This window comes from Kytococcus aerolatus (genome assembly GCF_900187395.1).
GTDB lineage: Bacteria > Actinomycetota > Actinomycetes > Actinomycetales > Dermatophilaceae > Kytococcus > Kytococcus aerolatus.
In genome coordinates this window covers 353,997-374,267 of the sequence record NZ_FYEZ01000001.1, presented here as the reverse complement: position 1 = coordinate 374,267, position 20,271 = coordinate 353,997, and the positions used below count along the sequence as shown (strand labels likewise).

Here is a 20,271-nt window from a genome sequence, read left to right as displayed (position 1 = left end):
GGCGTGCCTCAGGCGAGCGGCAGCTCCTCGGCCAGGGCCAGCAGGGTGCGGACACCCGAGCCGGTCCCGCCGGCGGGGGTGTAGCCCCACGGGGAGCCCTCGTGGAAGGCCGGGCCGGCGATGTCCAGGTGCGCCCACATGATCTGCTCGGCGTCGCCCGTGACGTGGTCCTCGCCGCCGACGGCGCCGACGAAGCGCTGCAGGTAGGCGGCGGCGGACTGCATGCCGCAGGGCTTGCCGTAGCCGGTGATGTTCTTGAGGTCCGCCACCGGGGAGACGAGCTGCTCGGGGACCTCCTCGGGGATCGGCATCCCGACGATCGGTTCACCGGTGCGCTCGGAGGTCCCGGCCACGGCGGCGCGCAGCTCGTCGTCGTTGGACATCACGCCGATGGTGCGGTCACCCAGGGCCATGACGGCGGCACCGGTCAGCGTGGCGATGTCGACGAGCACGTCGGGGTTCTCGCGGGAGGCCATGACCAGGGCGTCGCACATGGCCAGGCGACCCTCGGCGTCGGTGTTGAGCACCTCCACGGTGAGACCGTTGAGGGCGGTGACGACGTCGCCGGGACGCTGGGCGTTGGCCGAGGGCATGTTCTCGGCGAGGGCCAGGTAACCGGTCACGGCGTTCTCCAGCCCCAGCTCGGCCGCGGCGAAGACGGCGCCGGCGACGGCGGCGGCACCACCCATGTCGCACTTCATGGTGGTCATGCCCTGCGCCGGCTTCAGCGAGATGCCGCCGGTGTCGAAGGTGATGCCCTTGCCCACCATGGACAGGTGCTTGCCACCCTTGCCCCGGTAGCGCAGGACCGCCACGCGCGGCTTGCGGGCCGAGCCCATGCCGACGCCGTAGATCGCGCCGGCGCCCATCTCCCGGAGCTGCTCGTCGTCGATGACCTCGATCTCGACGCCCTCGGGGGCGTGGGCCTGCACGGAGGCCACGAAGGACTCGGGGTACAGGAGGTTGGCCGGGGTGTTCACCAGGTCGCGGGTGTAGGCCATCTGGCGGCCCAGGACGAGGGCGCGGGCGAGGCCCTGCTCCAGGCCCTCACCCGCCGGGGCGCACACCAGCAGGCGTCGCGCCTCGGGGGCCTCGGCCTCCACCTCGTCGTCGGCCCCGATCGTGCTCTTGAACCGGGTGTCGGCGTAGACGCCGAGGACAGCGCCCTCGGCCGCGGCGACCGCTGCGTCGGTGTCGGCAGCTGGCAGGGCCAGGGCGACGCTCTCGGCGCCGGCAGCGGCGCGGACGGCGGCACCCGCGGCGCGGCGGATCCGCTCGTTGGTGGTCGACGCCGCGGCGCCCTGCTCGCCCAGCCCGGCCACGACGACCAGGGGGGCCTTCACGCCAGCGGCCCCGGCCAGCACGGTGGTGCTGTCCTGCTTGCCGGTGGCCTTCAGGGTGGTCAGGGCGGCGGTGATGGCCTCGGTGGCCTCGGCCGGCAGCTCCACGTCGGCCAGCTGGGCCCTGCCGTCCACGGTCCACGCGCCGAGCACGAGGGCCTTGGCCTCGACCTCGGCGGGGGAGGCCCCGGCGGCCGTGAGCTCGAGATCGAAGGGGTTGAGCTCGAAGGGCGCGTTCGACATGCGTACTCCTGTCATCGGTGGTGCGGCGTGTGGTTCCCCAGCCTACGTGCGCCGCGTCCCGCGACGTGACGGGCGTCACCGGTACCGTCGGGGCATGACTGATTCCGCGCTCAAGCACTCGCCCCTCCACGACCGCCACACCGCCGCCGGCGCCAAGATGGCCGACTTCGGCGGCTGGGACATGCCGATCGAGTTTCCCGGTGGCGGCGTCAAGGCCGAGCACCACGCCACCCGCCAGGCCGTGGGCCTCTTCGACGTCTCCCACATGGGCAAGGTCCGGGTGACCGGCCCGGGCGCGGCGGAGCTCGTCAACCGCTGCCTCACCAACGACCTCTCGCGCATCGAGCCGGGGAGGGCCCAGTACACGCTGTGCTGCGCCCCCGACGGTGGCGTCGTCGACGACCTCATCCAGTACCTGCGCAGCGACGAGGAGGTCTTCCTCGTCCCCAACGCCAGCAATGCCACCGAGGTGGCGACCCTGCTCACGGAGGCGGCCGCGCAGGACGCTCCCGGGGTCACCGTGGTCGACGAGCACACCGAGCACGGCATCGTCGCCGTCCAGGGACCGAAGGCGGACGAGGTCATGGGGGCCGTCGGCCTTCCCACCGACCACCCGGACTTCATGTCCTTCCTCGATGCCGAGTGGAAGGGGCACGCGGTGCTGGTCTGCCGCTCGGGCTACACCGGGGAGAAGGGCTACGAGGTCGTGCTCCCGTGGGGGGCCACCGGTGAGCTGTGGGACGCCCTGATCGCGGCCGCGGCCGAGGTGGGCGGGCTGCCCGCCGGGCTGGGGGCCCGCGACACGCTGCGCACCGAGATGGGCTACCCCCTCCACGGGCACGAGCTGAGCCGGGAGATCACCCCGGTCATGGCCCGCACCGCGTGGGCGGTCGGCTGGGAGAAGGAGACCTTCTGGGGGAAGGAGGCGCTCGCCGAGGCCCGCGCCGCCAAGGCCGGTCGCCTGAACCGTGGCATCCGGGTCACCGGGCGCGGCATCCCGCGCGAGGGCAACGAGGTGAAGGACACCGAGGGTGCGGTGATCGGCGTGGTCACCTCCGGCACCTTCTCCCCGACGCTGGGCCAGGGCATCGCGATCGCGCTGGTCGACCGCAGCCACACCTTCGGTGACGAGGTCGTCATCGACGTGCGGGGCCGTGAGGTGCCCGGTGAGCTGGTCAAGCCCCCGTTCGTGGAGGTCGGGGTTCGTTCCTGAGCTCGTCGGCGGAGTCGTCCCGTGAGCTCGCCACGCGCCGCTTCCGGGCGGTCCGTGGCGGCAGGGGGCGAAGCAGGGCCCACAGGCCAGCGCCCAGCGCGAGCAGGAGCCCGGTCACGGCCCACCAGGGCAGGAGCGGCCGCACCCGCACCGGGTCGGCCGGTCCGTCGTCACTCTCCCCGGCGTCATCGGCCGGGGAGGTCGGGGACTCGGTGCTCCCGGGGTCCGCTGCGCCGGCCGCCGAGGAGGTCGAGCTCTCCTCGGTGGGCGGGGCGGTCCCGGCGGACTCCTCGGTGACACCCCCCTCGTCCTCCTCGCCGGCGGCGGACTCCGCAGCGCCCGGCGTGGTGTTCTCCGGCAGCTCGGGCGCCTCGAGCGCCTGCTCGGGGGTCAACAGCTCGGCCTCCACCGGATCCTCGCGCGCCTCCAGGACCGCCGGGTCCGCGTCGTGCTCCCAGTTGCTGGAGCACCCGTCCTCCGGGTGCCCGTGGACCGAGCAGATCCCCTCGGTGCCCTCGGAGAGGTCGAGCACGGCGCGGAACACCTGCTCGGTGGAGAAGACCTCGGGCACGTGTGCGCAGACCACCTCGGCCTCGGGGCGGCTCGTGTCCCGCGGCGTCACGGACTCCCCGGGCCGTCCGTAGTCCACGACCACCTGGACGCGCTTGAGGCCCGGCACGGGGTCGGCCTCGGCGCAGGTGGTGGCGACGTCGGGCAGGGCGCGCGGGGGCCGTCCTGCGTCGGCTCCCTGGCGCACCAGCCCGTAGCGAAGGCCGATGGTGCTGCCCTCGCCGGGGAAGGCTGCACGGGGCGCCTCGGCCGGTTCGGCCCACTCGCCGTCGTCCACCTGCCAGGTGGACCAGTACCGGACGGCGGGGTCGGCGAGGGCGGGGCCGGCGAGGGCGGGCAGCAGGCACAGCGCCCCGGCCAGCGCCCGCGGCGCGCGGCGGCGGGGCACGGAGTTCGTCGCGGGATACACGCAGGGAGTATCGCACCCCGCCGTATCCTTGGCCCATGGCCAAGCGCATTCCGACCGACCCTGCCCGCGACCCCCAGCACGGTGCCACGCCGCTGGGAGAGGAGGGGACGGGGCGCCCGGCGTCGGGCGATGGCAGCAGCACCCGCCCCCGAGGGCAGGAGAAGAAGGGCCGTCCCACCCCGAAGCGACGGGAGGCTGAGGCCGCCCGTCGCAAGCCCTTGGTCGTCACCGACCGCAAGGCCGCCAAGAAGGCGGAGCGGGAGGAGCGCGCCGCGGAGCGGGCCCGGGTGCGCCAGGGGATGCTCGACGGCGACGACCGGTACCTCGGAGCGCGCGACCGGGGACCGGTGCGCGCCTACGTCCGGGACCGGGTGGACGGTCGTTTCACCGTCGGTGAGGTGATGCTCCCGGTCCTGCTCCTGCTGCTCGTCGGCACCGTGGCCATGATGTTCCTGCCGAACGTCGCGCCGTGGGTCCGGACGGTGGTCTTCGTCGCCGTCTACGGGCTGCTGCTCTACGGCCTGCTCGACGCGGCGCTGCTGGCACGGCGGCTGCGGGCGGAGATCCCCCGGGTCTTCCCGAAGCGGGCCGACGAGGCGTCGGGCCACCTGACCTATGTCGTGCTGCGTTCCTTCCAGATGCGTGGTGCCCGGACCCCGCGGGTGCGCGTCTCCCACGGTGAGCAGCCGCTGGCCCTGCGCTGACCGGACGGCCGGTGGGCTCGGGGCGGCCGGAGGGGGCATGACCGGGTCCGGGGCCGGGCAGCACCTACTCTCGACTCCATGGAGAACACCCCTGTGACCGACCCCGCCCGCTCCGAGGAGCTCCGTCAGCGCGTCCTGGCGGACATGCCCCGCGTCATCGACGAGCTCGTCGAGCTGGCACGGATCCCCAGCGTCTCGATGACCACCTTCGACCAGGAGCCCGTCCGACGCTCGGCCGAGGCGACCGCCGAGCTGCTGCGCGGGGTGGGCATGGAGGTGGAGATCGTCGCCGAGGGCGGGGCCCCGGCGGTCATCGGCACCCTGCCGGCCCCGGAGGGTGCTCCCACCGTCCTGCTCTACGCCCACCACGACGTGCAGCCGCCCGGCGACCCGGCGGAGTGGGACAGCCCCGCCTTCGAGCCGACCCGCCGTGGTGACCGCCTCTTCGGTCGCGGGTGCGCCGACGACAAGGCCGGGGTGCTCGCGCACGTGGCCGCCCTGCGCGCCCACGACGGGAGGCCCCCGGTCGGGGTGACCGTCTTCGTCGAGGGGGAGGAGGAGTTCGGCTCGGAGTCCCTCCCGGTCATCCTCGAGCGCCACGGCGACCGTCTGGCCTGCGACGCCATCGTGCTGGCGGACTCGGCGAACTGGAAGGTCGGCGTCCCGGCGCTGACCACCTCGCTGCGCGGCATGGTCCGGGTTGAGCTCATCCTCTCCACGCTGAGCCACTCGGTCCACTCGGGCATGTACGGCGGCCCGGCGATGGACGCCCTCACCGCCTTCTCCCGGCTCGTGGCCAGCCTCCACGACGAGCACGGTGACGTGGCCGTGGACGGTCTGGTGACCGACCCGGTGACGGACCTGCCCATGGAGGAGGCGGACTTCCGGGCCGAGGCGGGGATGCTCGAGGGGTCGGAGCTCGTGGGCTCCGGCAGCCTCCCGGCGCGCCTGTGGGGCAAGCCCACCGCCAGCCTCATCGGCCTGGACGCTCCCCGCGTCGACGAGGCCTCCAACACGCTGGTCGCCTCGGTCCGCGGAGCGCTCTCCTTCCGGCTCGCCCCCTCCCAGGACCCGCAGGAGGCCTACGCCGCCATCGAGCGGCACCTGCGGGAGCACGCCCCGTGGGGGGCCCGGCTGGAGATCTCCCTGGCCGACTCCGGCTCCGGATTCAGCGCCGAGGCGACCGGGCCTGCCTACGACGCCGCCCGGGAAGCCTTCGCGGAGTCCTGGGGGGCCGACGCGGTGGACGTCGGCCTGGGCGGGTCCATCCCGTTCATCGCGATGTTCTCCGAGCGCTTCCCGGAGGCCTCCATCCTCGTGACCGGGGTGGAGGACCCCGACACCCGTGCCCACGGCGCCAACGAGAGCCTCCACCTGGGGGAGTTCGAGCGGGTGTGCGTGGCCGAGGCGCTCCTCCTGGAGAAGCTCGGGACCGCCCGGGGCTGAGGGCGGGGCGTCGACGGGCGTACGCTGGCCGGGAACAACCTCCGAGGACGAGGCGTTCACCGCACGACCCTTCGGCGAGCCCGCATCGCCATCGCACGCATCGGCACTGAGAAGGAATCGACATGACCGTTCAGGACCAGTCCCAGGCGACGCACGGCGTCACCCTGACCCCCGTCGCGGCCGAGAAGGTCAAGAGCCTTCTGGAGCAGGAGGGGCGGGACGACCTGCGTCTCCGCATCGGTGTGCAGCCGGGCGGCTGCTCCGGCCTGATCTACCAGCTCTACTTCGACGAGCGCACGCTCGACGGTGACGCCGTCCGCGAGTTCGACGGTGTCGAGGTCGTCGTCGACCGCATGAGCACCCCGTACCTCGAGGGTGCCTCCATCGACTTCGCCGACACGATCGAGAAGCAGGGCTTCACCATCGACAACCCCAACGCGGGCAGCTCCTGCGCCTGCGGCGACTCCTTCAGCTGAGCGGCTGCGGGAGCCTTCGGGGTCGACAGGGCGTGCGCCTCACCAGCGAGTACGACTTCGCCGGACTGGTGGCCACGGCCGACCCGGAGCAGGACCTCATCGGTGCCGGGGGCGATCTCGCCCCCGGCACCTTGCTGTCCGCCTACTCCCACGGGGTCTTCCCGATGGGGCTCGGTCAGCACGGGCGGGGCCCGGTGGGCTGGTGGTTCCCGGTGGAGCGGGGGGTGCTGCTGCCCGACGAGGTCCACGTCAGCCGCTCCCTGCGGCGGTCGATGCGAGGGTTCACCCTCACCGTCGATCGCTGCTTCGACCAGGTGCTCCGGGGCTGCGCGGACCCGGCGCGGGAGGGGGCCTGGATCACCCCGCGCATCCGCCGCGCCTACGGTCGGCTGCACCGGCTGGGGCACGCGCACAGCATCGAGGTGTGGGCGGGGCGACCGGGGGAGGAGCTGGCCGGGGGGCTCTACGGGGTCGGTCTGGGCGGGTTCTTCGCCGGGGAGTCGATGTTCCACCGGCGCACCGACGCCTCGAAGGCGGCGGTCGTGGCCCTGTCCCGGGTCCTGGGGGCGCTGGGGGAGGAGGCCCTCGTGGACGTGCAGTGGGCGACCCCGCACCTGCGCACCCTGGGTGTTCGCAGCATCCCCCGCACCGAGTATCTTCTGCGCCTGAGGACGGCTCGGGAGCTGCCCGACCCGTGGCGGCGAGCCTCCCTCATCCTGAACAACGACGTTGGGTAGCATGTCGGCGCAAGCCCACTGACCACCCTGATCCACGGAAGGCGGCATCGAGTGCACAGGCACCCCGAGCACACACGGCGTTGGAAGCGCCCCGCGGTCCTTGCTGGTATGGCCACGCTGGGTGCCACCGCACTCTCCGGCTGTGGCACCGCGGACGAATTCAAGCGCGCATATCTCCCCGAGAGCGTCACCGAGAACGGTGACGGCATCCACACCTTCTGGGTCGGCATGTGGATCGCCGGTATGGCGATCGCCGTCCTCGTCTGGGCGCTGACGGCCTGGTGCATCGTGATGTACCGCCGTCGCCACGAGGACGAGGTGCCCAAGCAGGTCCGGTACAACGTGCCGATCGAGATCCTCTACACGGTCGTGCCGATCGTGATGGTCGCCGGCCTGTTCGTCCAGAACGTGAAGCTCGAGAACGACCTGCTCAACATCGACGAGGAGCCGCAGAACACGGTCAACGTCGTGGGCAAGCAGTGGAGCTGGGACTTCAACTACCTCGACGACAACGTCTACGAGACCGGCCAGCAGGCCGTCCTCACCGGCAAGGACGGCGTGGCCGAGAGCCTGCCCACCCTCTACCTGCCGGTCAACGAGCGCACCGAGTTCGTGCTGACCACGCGTGATGTCATCCACTCCTTCTGGGTCCCGCAGTTCCTCCAGAAGCTGGACATGATCCCCGGTCGTGTGAACCGCTTCCAGGTCGTCCCGACCGAGGAGGGCACCTACCAGGGCAAGTGCGCCGAGCTCTGCGGTGCGTACCACGCCGAGATGCTCTTCCAGGTGAAGGTCGTCTCGCGCGAGGAGTACGACAAGCAGATGCAGGCGCTCGAGGACGAGGGCCAGACCGGCTTCCTCAACGAGCAGTACGACCGCAAGGAGCTCATCAACGGTGAGCCCGCGGTCGAGGATCGCGACCCGGGGCACAACGACTGGATGCTCCAGGGCGGGAAGGACGAGAACTGATGGCCACCATTTCGCACCCCGGGGCAACCCACCGCGTGGCTGAGTCCACGACCTCGGTGGCAGCCCCCCAGACCAAGGTCGGTTCGCTGGCCTACAAGTACCTGACGACGACCGACCACAAGGTCATCGGCAACCTCTACTTCATCGTCACCGTGGCGTGGTTCTGCCTCGGCGGACTGATGGCCCTGCTGATCCGTGCCGAGCTCTTCGAGCCGGGCATGCAGGTGCTGCAGTCCAAGGAGCAGTTCAACGCGATGTTCACGATGCACGGCACCGTGATGCTCCTGCTCTTCGCGACGCCCCTTTTCGCGGGCTTCGCCAACGCGATCGTCCCGCTGCAGATCGGCGCCCCGGACGTCGCCTTCCCGCGGATGAACATGTTCGCCTTCCTGATCTTCCTCTGGGGCGGCATCATCGCCATGGGTGGCTTCCTGACCCCCTCCGGTGCAGCCTCCTTCGGGTGGTTCGCCTACCAGCCGCTGGCCGGTCCGACCTACAGCCCCGGACTGGGCGGTGACCTCTGGGTCATGGGCCTGGGCCTCGCGGGCTTCGGCACCATCCTCGGTTCGGTCAACTTCGTGACCACCATCATCTGCATGCGCGCGCCGGGCATGACCATGTTCCGCATGCCGGTGTTCACCTGGACCGTCCTGATCACCTCGATCCTGGCGCTGCTGGTGTTCCCGGTGCTGACCGCCGCGATGTTCGCAATGGCCGCCGACCGCATCGTCGGCACCCAGATCTACGACGTGTCCAACGGTGGCGCGATGCTCTGGCAGAACCTGTTCTGGTTCTTCGGTCACCCCGAGGTCTACATCATCGCGCTGCCCTTCTTCGGCATCATCTCCGAGGTCATCCCGGTCTTCAGCCGCAAGCCGGTCTTCGGCTACAAGACCCTGGTCATCGCCGTGATGGCGATCGCAGCCCTGTCGGTCTCGGTGTGGGCCCACCACATGTACGCCACGGGCCAGGTCCTCCTGCCCTTCTTCGCGATCATGACGATGCTCATCGCCGTCCCGACCGGTGTGAAGTTCTTCAACTGGATCGGCACCATGTGGCAGGGCTCGCTGAGCTTCGAGACCCCGATGCTCTGGGCGCTCGGCTTCCTCGTGACCTTCCTCTTCGGTGGTGTCACCGGTGTCGTGCTCTCCGCCCCGGCGGTCGACCTGCACCTCACGGACTCCTACTTCGTGGTGGCCCACTTCCACTACGTGGTCTTCGGCACCGTGGTGTTCGCAATGTTCGCCGGTTTCTACTTCTGGTGGCCGAAGCTGACCGGCAAGATGCTCAACGAGACGCTGGGCAAGATCCACTTCTGGCTGCTCTTCGTGGGCTTCCACACGACCTTCCTCGTGCAGCACGTCCTGGGTATCGAGGGCATGCCCCGTCGTTACGCGGACTACCTGGTGGAGGACGGCTTCACCTTCCTGAACCAGGTCTCCACGGTCGGTTCCTTCATCCTGGCCTCCTCGATGCTCCCGTTCTTCTGGAACGTGTACATCACGGCCAAGAAGGCTCCGAAGGTCGAGGTCGACGACCCGTGGGGCTGGGGCTCCTCCCTCGAGTGGGCCACCAGCTGCCCGCCCCCGCGTCACAACTTCAACTCGATCCCGCGCATCCGCTCGGAGCGTCCGGTGTTCGACCTGAACCACCCGGAGGTCGCTGGGCTCGATGCCCCGACCCCGGACGGGAAGGTCATCGGCGAGCTGGTGGACGAGCCGGATCTGGCTGGTGTGCACGGTGGCGGTTCCGCCCACAGCAACGCCACGTACACCAACGACGTCGCGCGCGACGGGAAGTGAGGAACACATGAAGGTCGAGACCAAGCTCTTCTGGTACCTCACGCCCGCGTACGTCATCTTCTTCCTGCTGTACGGCTTCTGGACCGGGTGGAACGAGCCGGTCGGTGCCATCGCCCTGGGCCTCAGCGTCGTGTTCTGGGTGATGATCGCCTGGTACCTGGGCGTGACGGCGAAGACGATCGACGGCATCCGTCCCGAGGACGACCGTTTCGGTCACCAGGACCAGGTTGCCGGGCACTACGGTCACTTCGCGCCGTACTCCTGGTGGCCGCTGTGGCTGTCCCTCGCCTGCGCGGTGGTGTTCACCGGCGTGGCCGTCGGCTGGTGGATGTTCGTCATCGGTCTGTTCATGCTGGTCATCGCCGTCGTCGGCTGGGTCTACGAGTACTACTCGGGCCCGCACCACGTGTGAGCCGCTGACCGCCTGACGGTCATCTGAAGAGGGCCCCTCCCCACCGGGAGGGGCCCTCTTCACGTCTGCGCCACACCGCGTGCGCGGCCCCCCGGGGTGCGGGGCGCAGGGAGAACGGGTGGTGCGCCGCCAGCTCCCGGGCGCGCTCGTGGATCCTCCGGAGGGCGCCGTCCGGAGCCAGCACGCGGAGGGGGTCTCCACACGGCAGCAGGCCAGGGTTCCTGTGTCCGTGCGTGCGGCATCCAGCGTGTGTCGGATCCGTGCACGCGGTTCTTCGAAGCCCACCTGACCCACTCGGCCTGGATCCAGCCCGACGGCTGGTTGCGGCTGGAGCTGCCATGGATCGAGCCAGCTCAGGTCCGGACGAGACGTGGAACGAGGACGATGACCTCGTGACGCCCCCTCGCGGCGTGGGCGGGCAGCCCCGCCGTAGAGAGGGGACTCCGGCTCCCAGGAGCCTCCGGCGGGACAGCTCCAGCCTCTGGGCCAGGTCACGACGGGCCATGCGTCATGCGGCCGTTCACCTGGACCGGGAGACGCTCGTGTTGTGCTCCGAAACCGTCGTCGTCGATGTCACCGCCCGGTCGTCGGCCTTCTGTTCCGCGCTCTTCCACATGCCGCTCCACGTCACCAGCCCACGGTGCGTGGAGTGCGAGCTGGCACCGGGAGCCGGGATGGAGCTTCGCCCCGTCGACCCCGTCTGATCCCGGTCAGCCCCAGCCGAGCTCGTGAAGCCGCTCGTCGCTGATGCCGAAGTGGTGGGCGACCTCGTGGATCACCGTGCGTGCCGCCTCCTCGCGGAGGCGCTGAGGTGACCGGAACGCACGGGAGAGCGGCCCTCGGAAGATGCTGATGCGGTCCGGGACCGTCGGTGGGTAGAACTCGCCGCGCTGGGGGAGCGGCGTGCCCTCGTAGAGCCCGAAGAGCGATCTGCCGGACCCGTGGGCGCCGGGGAGATCGACGCTGCGCAGCTGCTCGGGGGTCGGCTCCTCCTCCACGAGGATCACCACGTTGTCCATGCGGTCCAGCAGCGCCTGGGGGAGTCGGTCCAACCCGTCGCCGACCGCGTCCTCGAACTCCTCGGGGGACAGGGCGTAGCGGTCAGGGTCCATGACGGTCACTGTACGGGCCGCCCGCTGACGACCGTCTCAGACCTTCCCGCCTGACGACGGTCACCTCGTGCCCGCGGGCATCGCCTGAACCGGTGATGCCCGCGGGCACGAGGTGACCTGTGTTGCAGGCGACCGGGCAGACAGAAGGGCCCGTCCTCCGGAGGGAGGACGGGCCCTTCTAGGGAGAGCTGCGTCAGTGACGCTTCTGGCCGGTGAGGCCGCTCTCCACCGCCTGGACCTCGGCCTGGGCGGCCTCGGCCAGCGCGTGATCCTGAGCGTGGTGCTCGTCCGCGTGAGCGGCGGCCAGCTCGGCCGGGGTGACCGGCGCGATGCGGTCCTTGAAGAAGAAGTGCGTCATCTTCGAGCGGGCCTTGTCCATGAAGGACGGGTCCTTCGGGTTGCCGTGCTCGTCGACGCCCGCGACCTCCTCCGGTGTGAGCGCCCGGTAGTCCGGGTGCTGGACCAGGTTCCAGCGCTCGTAGGGCGACAGCTCCTCGTGCGCCTCGAAGAAGCGACCCTCCGGGGTGCGCACGATGCGGCCCGACTCACGGCCGTGCAGGACCTTCTCCCGGTCACGACGCTGCAGCGAGACACAGATGTGCTTCACCACGAGGAACACGATGATCGGGCCGAGGAAGAACGCGGTCCGCAGGAAGATCGTGATGTCGTTGATCGAGAGGCCCAGCTTGATGGCCATGAGGTCGTTGCCGGCAGCAGCCCACAGCACCACGTAGACCGTGATGAACGCGGCGCCCATCCCGGTCCGGACCGGCGCGTTGTACGGGTACTGCAGCAGGTGGTGCTCACGGTCGTCACCCGTCACCCAGGACTCGAGGAACGGGTAGATCATGGCGAGGCCGTACATGAACGGGATGAGGAACAGCGAGCCCGGGAAGATGTTCATGGAGAACGTCCGGTCGAACAGGACGAACTCGAACGAACCCGGGAGCAGACGCAGCGCACCGTCGGCGAAGCCCATGTACCAGTCCGGCTGCGAGCCGGCGGTCACCTGCGAGGGCTCGTAGGGGCCGTAGGCCCACACCGGGTTGATCGTGATGAGCGCGGAGAGCAGCACGATCAGACCGAAGACGATGAAGAAGAATCCACCGGCCTTCGCGGCGTACACCGGCATCACGCGGAAGCCGACGACGTTGTCGTTCGTGCGGCCCGGTCCGGGGTACTGGGTGTGCTTGTGCACGGCCACCAGGATGATGTGGACCGCGAACAGGCCGACCAGGATGGCCGGGATGATCAGCACGTGGAAGGCGTAGAAGCGGGGGATGATCATCTCGCCGGGGAAGGTGCCGCCGAAGAGCATGTAGGACATGTAGGTGCCGATGACCGGGGTGGACATCAGGAAGCCCTGCATGGCGCGGACACCGGTGCCGGAGAGCAGGTCGTCCGGCAGCGAGTAGCCCATGAAGCCCTCGAAGATGGCGATCATCGACAGGGCGCAGCCGATCACCCAGTTGATCTCACGGGGCTTGCGGAACGCGCCGGTGAAGAACACGCGGCAGGCGTGCAGCATGATCGCCGCCACGAAGATCAGCGCGGCCCAGTGGTGGATCTGCCGCATAAGCAGACCACCCTTGATGTCGAAGCTGATCGCCAGCGTGGAGTCGTAGGCCTCGGACAGGCCGATGCCGCGCAGCGGCTCGTACTCACCCTGGTAGACGGTGTGCGCCATCGACGGGACGAACCACATCGTGAGGAAGACACCGGTGATCAGGCAGATGACCATGGAGTACATGGCGATCTCACCGATCATGAACGACCAGTGGTCGGGGAAGACCTTGCGCATCAGGTACTTCGTGAAACCAGCGCCGCCGGTGCGGGCGTCCACCCAGCTCGCAACGTTGCCGATCGGGCCGCTCTGGGCGGGCTCGATGACGGGCGCCGGGTTCTTGAGGCGCGCCTTGTGGGATCCAGCAGTCGTGCTCACAGCTCACGCTCCCAGTAGCTCGGTCCGACCGGCTCGGAGAAGTCCCCGAGCGCGGTGAGGTAGCCCTCGTCGTCCACGGCGATCTTCAGCTGCGGCAGCGGACGCTTGGCCGGACCGAAGATCACCTTGCAGTCGTCCGTCACGTCGAAGGTCGACTGGTGGCAGGGACAGAGGAGGTGGTGGGTCTGCTGCTCGTACAGCGCCACCGGGCAGCCCACGTGGGTGCACACCTTGGAGTAGGCGACGATGCCCTCGTAGCCCCACTCACGCTGCTTCTCGGACTTGATGTCCGACGGGTTCAGACGCATCACGAGGACGGAGGCCTTGGCCTTCTCGTTGAGCGGGTACTCGGCCTCCATCACGCCCTCCGGCATGATGTGGAAGACGGAGCCCAGCGTCACGTCGGCGGCCTTCACGGGCAGGCCGTCCGGGTCGGTGACCAGGCGGGTGCCCTTCTTCCACATGGTGACGGCGAGGTCGTTGCGGGGGAGCGGGCCCATGGAACCGACCAGCTGGATGCCCAGAGGGAGGGCGAACAGACCGAGCGCGCCGCCCAGGGTCCACTTGATGAGGGGACGGCGCATGATCTGCGAGCTCTCGAGGCCCTCGGCGACGGTGTCGGCGAACGCGCGGCGGGTCTCGCCGTCGGCCTCGAGGACGTGACGCTCCTCGGTCACCTCCTCGTCGTCCATGAGGGTCTTGGCCCAGTGCACGACACCGAACCCGATGCCGAGCAGGGACACGGCCATGGTGAGACCGAGAGTGAAGTGGTACAGCTTCTGGGTACCGATGCCGGGGATGACGCCGGTGGCCTCCTGGTCCATCCAGAAGTACGCCACGATGAAACCGAGCGTGCCGAGGATGGACAGCAGGAACAGGAAGGCGACCTGGCGCTCGGCGCGGCGAGCAGCGGCGGGGTCGACATCGCTCCAGCGGAGCACGTGAGGCGGGTGCCCGGGGTTCTCGAAGTACTCCGGGATCTCGACCTCACCGTGGGGAGCGTCATCGAAGCGCGCCGGGTGGGAGCCGTGGGACATCTTGTCCTCTCCGTGGGCAGGGGTGGGTGCGGGGGTCATCAGCTGGACTTCCGGGTGAGCCAGATGGCCGAGGCCAGGAAGATGCCGATGCCGATGGTCCAGATGAAGACACCGTCAGCGACCGGGCCGAGGTTGCCCAGGTCGTTGCCGCCCTCGTTCGGGGCGCTGTGCATCTCGTCCAGGTACGCGGAGATGTCCTCCTTGTCCTGCGGCGACAGGTTGGTGTCGGAGAAGACCGGCATGTTCTGCGGGCCGGTCTCCATGGCCTCGTAGAGGTGGGTGGGGCTCACGCCCTCCAGCGAGGGGGCGTACTTGCCGCGCGTCAGGGCGCCGCCGGAGCCGTTGAAGTTGTGGCACATGGCGCAGTTGACGCGGAAGAGCTCGCCACCGTTGGCCGGGTCGGCGCCCTCGAGGTCCGTGTACTTGGCGTCCGGGACGGTCGGGCCGGCACCGAGCGAGGCGACGAAGGCGGCGAGCTGCTTGGTCTGCTCCTCGTCGAACTGCGGCTCCTTGCGGGCGGCCTGCACGTTCGGGGCGGCCAGCGGCATGCGGCCGGTGCCGACCTGGAAGTCGACGGCGGCCGCGCCGACGCCGGCGAGCGACGGGCCGGCCTCGGTGATGCCCTCGCCCTGCTCGCCGTGGCAGGTGGCGCAGTTGGCCTGGAAGAGCTTGTCGCCCTCCTTGACGTCCTCCTCGGAGTAGGAGGCGGACTGTGCGCTCACGTCAGTGGGCTTGAGGGCCGTGTACAGGCCGCCCATGGTCGCCAGGGCGGCGAGGAGCAGCACGACAACGGCAGCCGGGTGGCGCCGGTACTCGAGCAGGGAGTTCATCGATCGGACCAATCGTCGGAGGACACGGGAGGAGCAGGGGAGGTGACGGTTGGGCTGGTCACCGCAGGAGGTAGATCGAGGCGAAGAGCACGATCCACACGATGTCGACGAAGTGCCAGTAGTAGCTGGTCACAATGGCGCCGGTCGCCTGCGAGTGCGAGTAGTGCCGCGTGGTGAAGGTGCGGCCGATGATCAGCAGGAAGGCGATCAGGCCACCCAGCACGTGGATGCCGTGGAAGCCCGTCGACAGGTAGAAGATCGAGGTGTACGAGTCGGTCTGCATCGTGAAGCCGTGCCCCACGAGCTGCGCGTACTCCCACACCTGGCCGGCGATGAACACCGAGCCGAAGATGTACGTGAGCACGTACCACTCGCGCATGCCCCACTTGCCGATCTCGAGCAGGCCACCGGTGCGCGACGACTGGCCGTGCTCGGCCTTCATCACGCCGATCTGGCACCAGACGGACGAGATCACGAGGATCAGGGTGTTGCCAAGCGCGAACGGCACGTTCAGGTCCGGGGCGTGCAGCTCCCAGAGATGGGGTGCCACCGCGCGGAGCGTGAAGTAGATCGCGAAGATGCCCGCGAAGAACATCAACTCGGACCCGAGCCAGACGATGGTTCCCACCGCCGCCATGTTGGGTCGCGTCACCGGGCCGAGTGCGCTGTTGCGGATCTCGGCTTGAGCTGGGGGATAGGTCACTGTCGCCACGGGAGCATTATGGACCATGGGTCGGAGGGGGTGTGGGAGGGGTGCCTCGGCCGCGTGGCGGGCGCGCCGGCCTCACTAAGATGCGGTTCATGGCACCTGCACCCCGAGCCCTGACCTGGCGCTCCGTCCTCGCCGACCTGCTGGCGGGCGAGGACCTCACGACCGATGCGACGCGGTGGGCCATGGGGCAGGTTATGTCCGGTGAGGCGAGCGACATCGAGGTCGCGGGTTTCCTCGTGGCCCTCCGGGCCAAGGGGGAGACGGTCGCCGAGGTGCGGGGTCTCGCGGACGTCATGGTGGAGCAGGCGCTGCCGCTCCGGCTGGACCTGGGAGGGCGGGCGGTGCTCGACATCGTGGGCACCGGGGGCGACGGGTTCGACACGGTGAACATCTCCACCATGTCCTCCATCGCCGCCGCGGCCGCGGGGGTGACCGTGGTCAAGCACGGGAACCGTGCGGCCTCCAGCCGCTCGGGCGCCGCTGATGTCATCGAGGCCCTCGGGGTGGACCTCGGCCTGGGCCCGGGAGACGTGGCCCGGGTGGGGCGGGAGGTGGGCATCACCTTCTGCTTCGCCCAGACCTTCCACCCCTCGATGCGCCACGCGGCCCCGGCTCGCCGTGGCCTGGGGGTTCCCACGGCGTTCAACCTGCTGGGTCCCATCACCAACCCCGCCCGGCCTACGGTCTCCGTGGTGGGTTCCGCCCGGGCCGAGGTGATGGACCTGCTGGCCGGGGTGTTCGCCGGCCGGGGGACCACGGCAGCCGTCGTCCGGGGGCGCGAGGGTCTCGACGAGGCGAGCACGGCCGGGCCGACCGACGTCCGCTGGGTGAGCCGGGCCCAGGTGCGCTCCTTCACTCTCGAGCCCGAGCAGGTGGGGGTGGAGCGCCACCCCGTCGAGGCCCTGCGGGGCGGCGACGCCGAGCACAACGCCGAGGTGGTGCGGGAGGTGATGGCTGGCAGGCCCTCCCCGGCCACGGAGGCGACCGTGCTCAACGCCGGGCTCGCGCTGGCGGCCGTGGACGCGGGCTCGCTGCCGGAGGAGGTCTCGCAGCAGGACTTCACCGCGCACGTCGCGCGCCACGTCGAACGGGTCCGGGAGGTGCTCTCCGCCGGGCAGGCGGAGGAGAAGCTGCGGCAGTGGGGTGAGGTCAGCCGCGGCTGAGCTCAGTCCATCCCGAGGGCGAAGCCCTCCTCCACGTCCGACGGCGAGTAGGTGCGGAAGGCGATGTGGGTCTCGGTGTCCCGGACCCCCTCGACCTTGTTGAGGCGGTCGGCGATCACGCCGGCGAAGTCCTCGTGCCGCGCCACCCGGGCGATCGCGATGAGGTCCACGCTCCCGGCGGTGGAGTAGACCGTGTCGATGCCGGGGATCTCGACCACCTGCTCGGCGACCTGCGGGATCTTGGCGGACTCGGCGTGGATGAGGACGACGGCGGAGATCATGCGCTCGAGGTTAGTCGGTCTCCTCGGTGGCGCTCCGCTCAGCCGCCAGCGCGGCCTCCAGCCGCTGCAGCGTCCGACCTGGGCCGTGGAGCGGGACGGCCCAGCCGGTCTGGCTGTGGACCAGGCGGACTCCCGGGCCCTCGAGCCAGTGCAGGACGAGGTCCGCCTCGCCGGGGAGGCAGGCGGGCGAGCCCTGGGGGCCCGGGGCGGTCACCTCGGCCGTGCTCCGCAGGGCCTCGGCGACCAGCATCGGATCTGTCCCCCGCGGAGCCACCGCGCTGCCGGCCAGCCGCCCGTGGCGCACGCACACGAGCTCCCACCCACCGGCTGCGAGGCGCCGGGCGGCCACCAGCTCCGGGATCCGGGCGAGTGCGGTGTGGCGCTGCCGGCGGTCCGCGGCGCGCAGCCAGGCGCGGGCCGCGTCGCGCAGGATCCGTGCCTCCTCGTAGCGCTCGTCCGCGGCCAGGGAGGCCAGGCGCTCGGAGATGGCCCGCCAGGCGGGGCGGTGGTCCGCCCCCATCGCCCGGCGTGCCTCCTCGGCCGCTGCGGCGTATCCCTCCTGCGAGATCCTCCCGGTGCACGGGGCGTCGCAGCGGCCCAGATCCGCCAGCAGGCAGGCCGTGGTCTCCCGGGCCGCGGAGGCGGGGGTGATGCGGGGGGTGCACTGCCGCAGGCGCAGGGCGGAGTGCAGGGCCTCCACCGCCTGCCGGGCTGCCGAGGTCGTGGGGAGGGGGCCGATGTAGGTGCCCCCGTCCTCGCGCACGCTGCGCACCACGGACAGGCGGGGGAAGGGCTCGTCGGTGAGCTTGACGTACGGCTGGGAGCCCGCGTTGCGATCGCGGCGGTTGTACCGGGGGCGGTGCTCGGCGATCAGGCGCAGCTCGCGGACCGCGGCCTCCAGGCCCGTCTCGCAGACGATGGGCACGCACCGCTCGGCCAGCCGCACCATCTCCTCCATCCGCCGCCGCTTCTCCGAGGCGGTGAAGTACTGCGCCACGCGGCGGCGCAGGTCGACGGCGGTGCCGACGTAGAGGACCTCGCCGCGGTGGTCCTCGAAGCGGTAGACGCCGGGAGCGTGGGGGAGGCCGTCGGCGAGGGTGCGCTTGCGGCGCCGGGACTCGCTGACCGTCCGGCCGACCCCCTGGAGCTCCTCCAGCGAGGTGACCCCGAGGGTGCCCAGACGCCCGACGAGGGCGTGCAGCAGGTCGACGGTGGCCCGGGCGTCGTGGAGGGCCCGGTGGTCCGGTGGGGTCGTGACACCCAGGTGCTGGGCCAGGGTGGCCAAGCGGTGGTTGGGGACCTCGCCGCGGGGCAGGACCGCCCGCGCGAGTCGCAGCGTGTCGACGACCGGGTTGGTGGGGTGCGGCCGGCCCGTGGCCTCGCAGGCGCGGCGCACGAAGCCCGTGTCGAAGCTGGCGTTGTGCGCCACGAGCACCGCCTCGCCGCAGAACTCCAGGAAGGAGGGCAGCACGTCCGCGAGGGGCGGGGCGTCGACCACCATGGCGGTCGTGATGCCGGTGAGCACCTGGATGCGGGGCGGGATGCCCCGGGTCGGGCGCACCAGGGTCTGGAACTCCCCGAGGACCTCCCCGCCCCGGACCTTCACCGCGCCGAACTCGGTGATCTCGCTCTCGGTCCCGGTGCCCGTGGTCTCGAGGTCGAACACGACGAAGGTGACCTCCTGCAGCGGTGTGCCCAGGTCGTCGATGCTCAGCTGCACCCCCTGCCCGGCCGGGGCCGGGAGGGTCACCGCGGGGCTGGGTGGGAGGGGGTGTGCGGACATGTCTGCGGAGGGTAGGTCGCGGCGGTGACAACCTCGCCCCTGGGGACGGACGCGGACGGGTGTCGGACGGTTGTTCTACGCTGGGTGCATGATCGAACAGATGGTCGAGGAAGAGGTTGGGCGTCGCACCGGGGAGGGCGGGGACCCGAGCGGCGGCCCGGGGTTCCGGGAGGTGGGTGTGGCGGGTGCCACGGAGCGGCTCGACGCCCGGGAGCGGGCGGCGGTGGCCGCACTCGTGCGGGCTGGGGTCGTGGACCCCTGGGAGGCCTGGTCCGCGCGGGCCCAGGTCCACGGGGAGCTGTGGGCGGGTGGGCTTGCGACGATGTCCGGGTGACCTGCGAACCCCACTTCCGCCGGCTGGCCCGCCGCGATCTCCTGCGATGGGCCGGGGCCGGGGCGCTGGTGGGCCTGGGCGCGTGCGCGCGGAGAGGGAGTGGTGGGGGACCGGGCGTGGCTGCTCCGCCGGGCGTGCCGTGGCCGGTCGAGGTCCAGGATGCAGCCCTGGCGGTGGAGAGGGCCTGGGGGCGGCGGATCACGGAGCAGCCGGAGGTCGTGCTCGTCGACGAGGCGCGGTGGGCGGGGGCCGGGTACTCGGACGATCAGCCGGCCGTGACCACGGGGCTGCGGGTGGTGACAGCACGGGGCGCCCGGGAGGACGCCGCGGGGTCCCCTCGAGTTCGCGTCCTGCTCCACCCCGCGGTCGACCGCCTGTCCCCCGAGGAGCGTGGACTGGTCCTCCGTCACGAGCTGGCCCACTGCCTCCTGGACCGGGAGATCCCGGCGGCTGAGCCGTGGTGGTGGAGAGAGGGGCTGGCCGAGTGGGTGGCTCATCGCCCGACCGGCAGCCAGCCCCGGGGGGAGGGGGAGGGACTCACGGAGCGTCAGCGCGACTACGCGCGCTCCCTGGCAACGGTCGCGCAGCTGCACCGGGTCGGTGGGCGGGAGCTCCTCCAGCAGGTCGACGCTGCCTGGGGGACCCCGCAGCTCCCCGGGCCCACGGGCCTGCCCCGTTTCCTGGCCCGGCGGGGGCTGGAGCCCGGTGACCTCCCGTCCACGAGCGGGCTTCGGGCAGACTGACGGCAGCACCCCC

At 70.9% G+C, this 20,271-nt stretch carries 20 protein-coding genes; 11 read left to right on the top strand and 9 right to left on the bottom strand.

All coding sequences use genetic code 11. The features are described 5' to 3' along the window. Positions 1-8 precede the first annotated feature (8 nt). Positions 9-1,583, bottom strand: coding sequence for a leucyl aminopeptidase (locus CFT82_RS01760; RefSeq protein ID WP_088817373.1), 1,575 nt, complete (start codon positions 1,581-1,583; stop codon positions 9-11). Positions 1,584-1,677: 94 nt separating this feature from the next. On the opposite strand from CFT82_RS01760, the gene gcvT reads away from it, so the two are divergent. Beyond that, positions 1,678-2,796 (top strand): glycine cleavage system aminomethyltransferase GcvT, encoded by a 1,119-nt coding sequence (gene gcvT, locus CFT82_RS01755; protein WP_088817372.1) that lies wholly within the window; start codon positions 1,678-1,680, stop codon positions 2,794-2,796. Here the strand turns inward: gcvT and CFT82_RS01750 are convergent. Continuing rightward, on the bottom strand, positions 2,759-3,775 hold the full coding sequence (locus tag CFT82_RS01750; RefSeq protein WP_088817371.1) for an SCO2322 family protein: 1,017 nt from the start codon (positions 3,773-3,775) through the stop codon (positions 2,759-2,761). The genes gcvT and CFT82_RS01750 overlap by 38 nt on opposite strands. Positions 3,776-3,810: 35 nt before the next feature. On the opposite strand from CFT82_RS01750, the gene CFT82_RS01745 reads away from it, so the two are divergent. From CFT82_RS01745 to CFT82_RS01715, 7 genes are all read left to right on the top strand, one after another. Then, complete coding sequence (locus CFT82_RS01745; RefSeq protein ID WP_088817370.1) at positions 3,811-4,479, top strand: DUF3043 domain-containing protein; 669 nt, start codon at positions 3,811-3,813, stop codon at positions 4,477-4,479. A gap of 78 nt (positions 4,480-4,557) precedes the next feature. Beyond that, a complete protein-coding gene (locus CFT82_RS01740) occupies positions 4,558-5,925 on the top strand; it encodes a dipeptidase (protein WP_088817369.1) in 1,368 nt (455 codons plus the stop codon). A gap of 122 nt (positions 5,926-6,047) precedes the next feature. Then, the gene (erpA, locus tag CFT82_RS01735) at positions 6,048-6,401 is read left to right on the top strand and encodes an iron-sulfur cluster insertion protein ErpA (RefSeq protein ID WP_088817368.1); all 354 of its coding nucleotides are present in this window, start codon (positions 6,048-6,050) and stop codon (positions 6,399-6,401) included. Positions 6,402-6,433: 32 nt separating this feature from the next. Continuing rightward, positions 6,434-7,138: a leucyl/phenylalanyl-tRNA--protein transferase gene (aat, locus tag CFT82_RS01730; RefSeq protein ID WP_088817367.1), complete on the top strand. Its 705-nt coding sequence runs from the start codon at positions 6,434-6,436 to the stop codon at positions 7,136-7,138. Positions 7,139-7,246: 108 nt separating this feature from the next. Continuing rightward, positions 7,247-8,107, top strand: a complete 861-nt coding sequence (ctaC, locus tag CFT82_RS01725; RefSeq protein WP_200815024.1) for an aa3-type cytochrome oxidase subunit II — start codon at positions 7,247-7,249, stop codon at positions 8,105-8,107. After that, positions 8,107-9,909, top strand: a complete 1,803-nt coding sequence (gene ctaD / locus CFT82_RS01720) for an aa3-type cytochrome oxidase subunit I (protein WP_088817365.1) — start codon at positions 8,107-8,109, stop codon at positions 9,907-9,909. The genes ctaC and ctaD overlap by 1 nt, the downstream gene beginning before the upstream one ends. A 7-nt stretch (positions 9,910-9,916) precedes the next feature. Beyond that, a complete protein-coding gene (locus CFT82_RS01715; RefSeq protein ID WP_088817364.1) occupies positions 9,917-10,321 on the top strand; it encodes a cytochrome c oxidase subunit 4 in 405 nt (134 codons plus the stop codon). 710 nt (positions 10,322-11,031) lie between these two features. Here CFT82_RS01715 and CFT82_RS01705 read toward each other — a convergent pair. The 5 genes from CFT82_RS01705 to ctaE form a co-directional block, all read right to left on the bottom strand. After that, positions 11,032-11,433 (bottom strand): metallopeptidase family protein, encoded by a 402-nt coding sequence (locus CFT82_RS01705; RefSeq protein ID WP_088818269.1) that lies wholly within the window; start codon positions 11,431-11,433, stop codon positions 11,032-11,034. A gap of 193 nt (positions 11,434-11,626) precedes the next feature. Beyond that, the gene (gene qcrB / locus CFT82_RS01700) at positions 11,627-13,375 is read right to left on the bottom strand and encodes a cytochrome bc1 complex cytochrome b subunit (RefSeq protein WP_088817362.1); all 1,749 of its coding nucleotides are present in this window, start codon (positions 13,373-13,375) and stop codon (positions 11,627-11,629) included. Continuing rightward, complete coding sequence (gene qcrA / locus CFT82_RS01695; protein WP_088817361.1) at positions 13,372-14,412, bottom strand: cytochrome bc1 complex Rieske iron-sulfur subunit; 1,041 nt, start codon at positions 14,410-14,412, stop codon at positions 13,372-13,374. Before qcrA ends, qcrB begins: the two co-directional genes overlap by 4 nt. A 38-nt stretch (positions 14,413-14,450) precedes the next feature. Next, complete coding sequence (qcrC, locus tag CFT82_RS01690; protein ID WP_088817360.1) at positions 14,451-15,242, bottom strand: cytochrome bc1 complex diheme cytochrome c subunit; 792 nt, start codon at positions 15,240-15,242, stop codon at positions 14,451-14,453. A gap of 58 nt (positions 15,243-15,300) precedes the next feature. Next, positions 15,301-15,954: an aa3-type cytochrome oxidase subunit III gene (gene ctaE, locus CFT82_RS01685; RefSeq protein ID WP_407656015.1), complete on the bottom strand. Its 654-nt coding sequence runs from the start codon at positions 15,952-15,954 to the stop codon at positions 15,301-15,303. Positions 15,955-16,043: 89 nt separating this feature from the next. Here ctaE and trpD point away from each other — a divergent pair, with 89 nt between their 5' ends. After that, on the top strand, positions 16,044-17,117 hold the full coding sequence (gene trpD / locus CFT82_RS01680) for an anthranilate phosphoribosyltransferase (RefSeq protein ID WP_088818268.1): 1,074 nt from the start codon (positions 16,044-16,046) through the stop codon (positions 17,115-17,117). Between the two features lie 2 nt (positions 17,118-17,119). Here trpD and CFT82_RS01675 read toward each other — a convergent pair whose 3' ends face one another. Together CFT82_RS01675 and CFT82_RS01670 are read right to left on the bottom strand one after the other, a co-directional pair. Further along, complete coding sequence (locus CFT82_RS01675) at positions 17,120-17,398, bottom strand: Lrp/AsnC family transcriptional regulator (protein ID WP_088817358.1); 279 nt, start codon at positions 17,396-17,398, stop codon at positions 17,120-17,122. 10 nt (positions 17,399-17,408) lie between these two features. Continuing rightward, a complete protein-coding gene (locus tag CFT82_RS01670; protein ID WP_088817357.1) occupies positions 17,409-19,181 on the bottom strand; it encodes a DEDD exonuclease domain-containing protein in 1,773 nt (590 codons plus the stop codon). Between the two features lie 88 nt (positions 19,182-19,269). Here CFT82_RS01670 and CFT82_RS01665 point away from each other — a divergent pair, with 88 nt between their 5' ends. Together CFT82_RS01665 and CFT82_RS01660 are read left to right on the top strand one after the other, a co-directional pair. Further along, a complete protein-coding gene (locus CFT82_RS01665; protein ID WP_088817356.1) occupies positions 19,270-19,515 on the top strand; it encodes a hypothetical protein in 246 nt (81 codons plus the stop codon). Continuing rightward, positions 19,512-20,258 (top strand): hypothetical protein, encoded by a 747-nt coding sequence (locus CFT82_RS01660; RefSeq protein WP_143469448.1) that lies wholly within the window; start codon positions 19,512-19,514, stop codon positions 20,256-20,258. Before CFT82_RS01665 ends, CFT82_RS01660 begins: the two co-directional genes overlap by 4 nt. Positions 20,259-20,271 lie beyond the last annotated feature (13 nt).

Coding starts and splice junctions, on each gene's coding strand:
- CFT82_RS01665 (WP_088817356.1), top strand. CDS start 19,270: ATGATCGAACAGATGGTCGAGGAAGAGGTTGGGCGTCGCACCGGGGAG.
- ctaD (WP_088817365.1), top strand. CDS start 8,107: ATGGCCACCATTTCGCACCCCGGGGCAACCCACCGCGTGGCTGAGTCC.
- CFT82_RS01670 (WP_088817357.1), bottom strand. CDS start 19,181: ATGTCCGCACACCCCCTCCCACCCAGCCCCGCGGTGACCCTCCCGGCC.
- CFT82_RS01715 (WP_088817364.1), top strand. CDS start 9,917: ATGAAGGTCGAGACCAAGCTCTTCTGGTACCTCACGCCCGCGTACGTC.
- qcrC (WP_088817360.1), bottom strand. CDS start 15,242: ATGAACTCCCTGCTCGAGTACCGGCGCCACCCGGCTGCCGTTGTCGTG.
- gcvT (WP_088817372.1), top strand. CDS start 1,678: ATGACTGATTCCGCGCTCAAGCACTCGCCCCTCCACGACCGCCACACC.
- CFT82_RS01740 (WP_088817369.1), top strand. CDS start 4,558: ATGGAGAACACCCCTGTGACCGACCCCGCCCGCTCCGAGGAGCTCCGT.
- erpA (WP_088817368.1), top strand. CDS start 6,048: ATGACCGTTCAGGACCAGTCCCAGGCGACGCACGGCGTCACCCTGACC.
- ctaC (WP_200815024.1), top strand. CDS start 7,247: ATGGCCACGCTGGGTGCCACCGCACTCTCCGGCTGTGGCACCGCGGAC.
- CFT82_RS01745 (WP_088817370.1), top strand. CDS start 3,811: ATGGCCAAGCGCATTCCGACCGACCCTGCCCGCGACCCCCAGCACGGT.
- CFT82_RS01675 (WP_088817358.1), bottom strand. CDS start 17,398: ATGATCTCCGCCGTCGTCCTCATCCACGCCGAGTCCGCCAAGATCCCG.
- CFT82_RS01760 (WP_088817373.1), bottom strand. CDS start 1,583: ATGTCGAACGCGCCCTTCGAGCTCAACCCCTTCGATCTCGAGCTCACG.
- qcrA (WP_088817361.1), bottom strand. CDS start 14,412: ATGTCCCACGGCTCCCACCCGGCGCGCTTCGATGACGCTCCCCACGGT.
- CFT82_RS01705 (WP_088818269.1), bottom strand. CDS start 11,433: ATGGACCCTGACCGCTACGCCCTGTCCCCCGAGGAGTTCGAGGACGCG.
- trpD (WP_088818268.1), top strand. CDS start 16,044: ATGGCACCTGCACCCCGAGCCCTGACCTGGCGCTCCGTCCTCGCCGAC.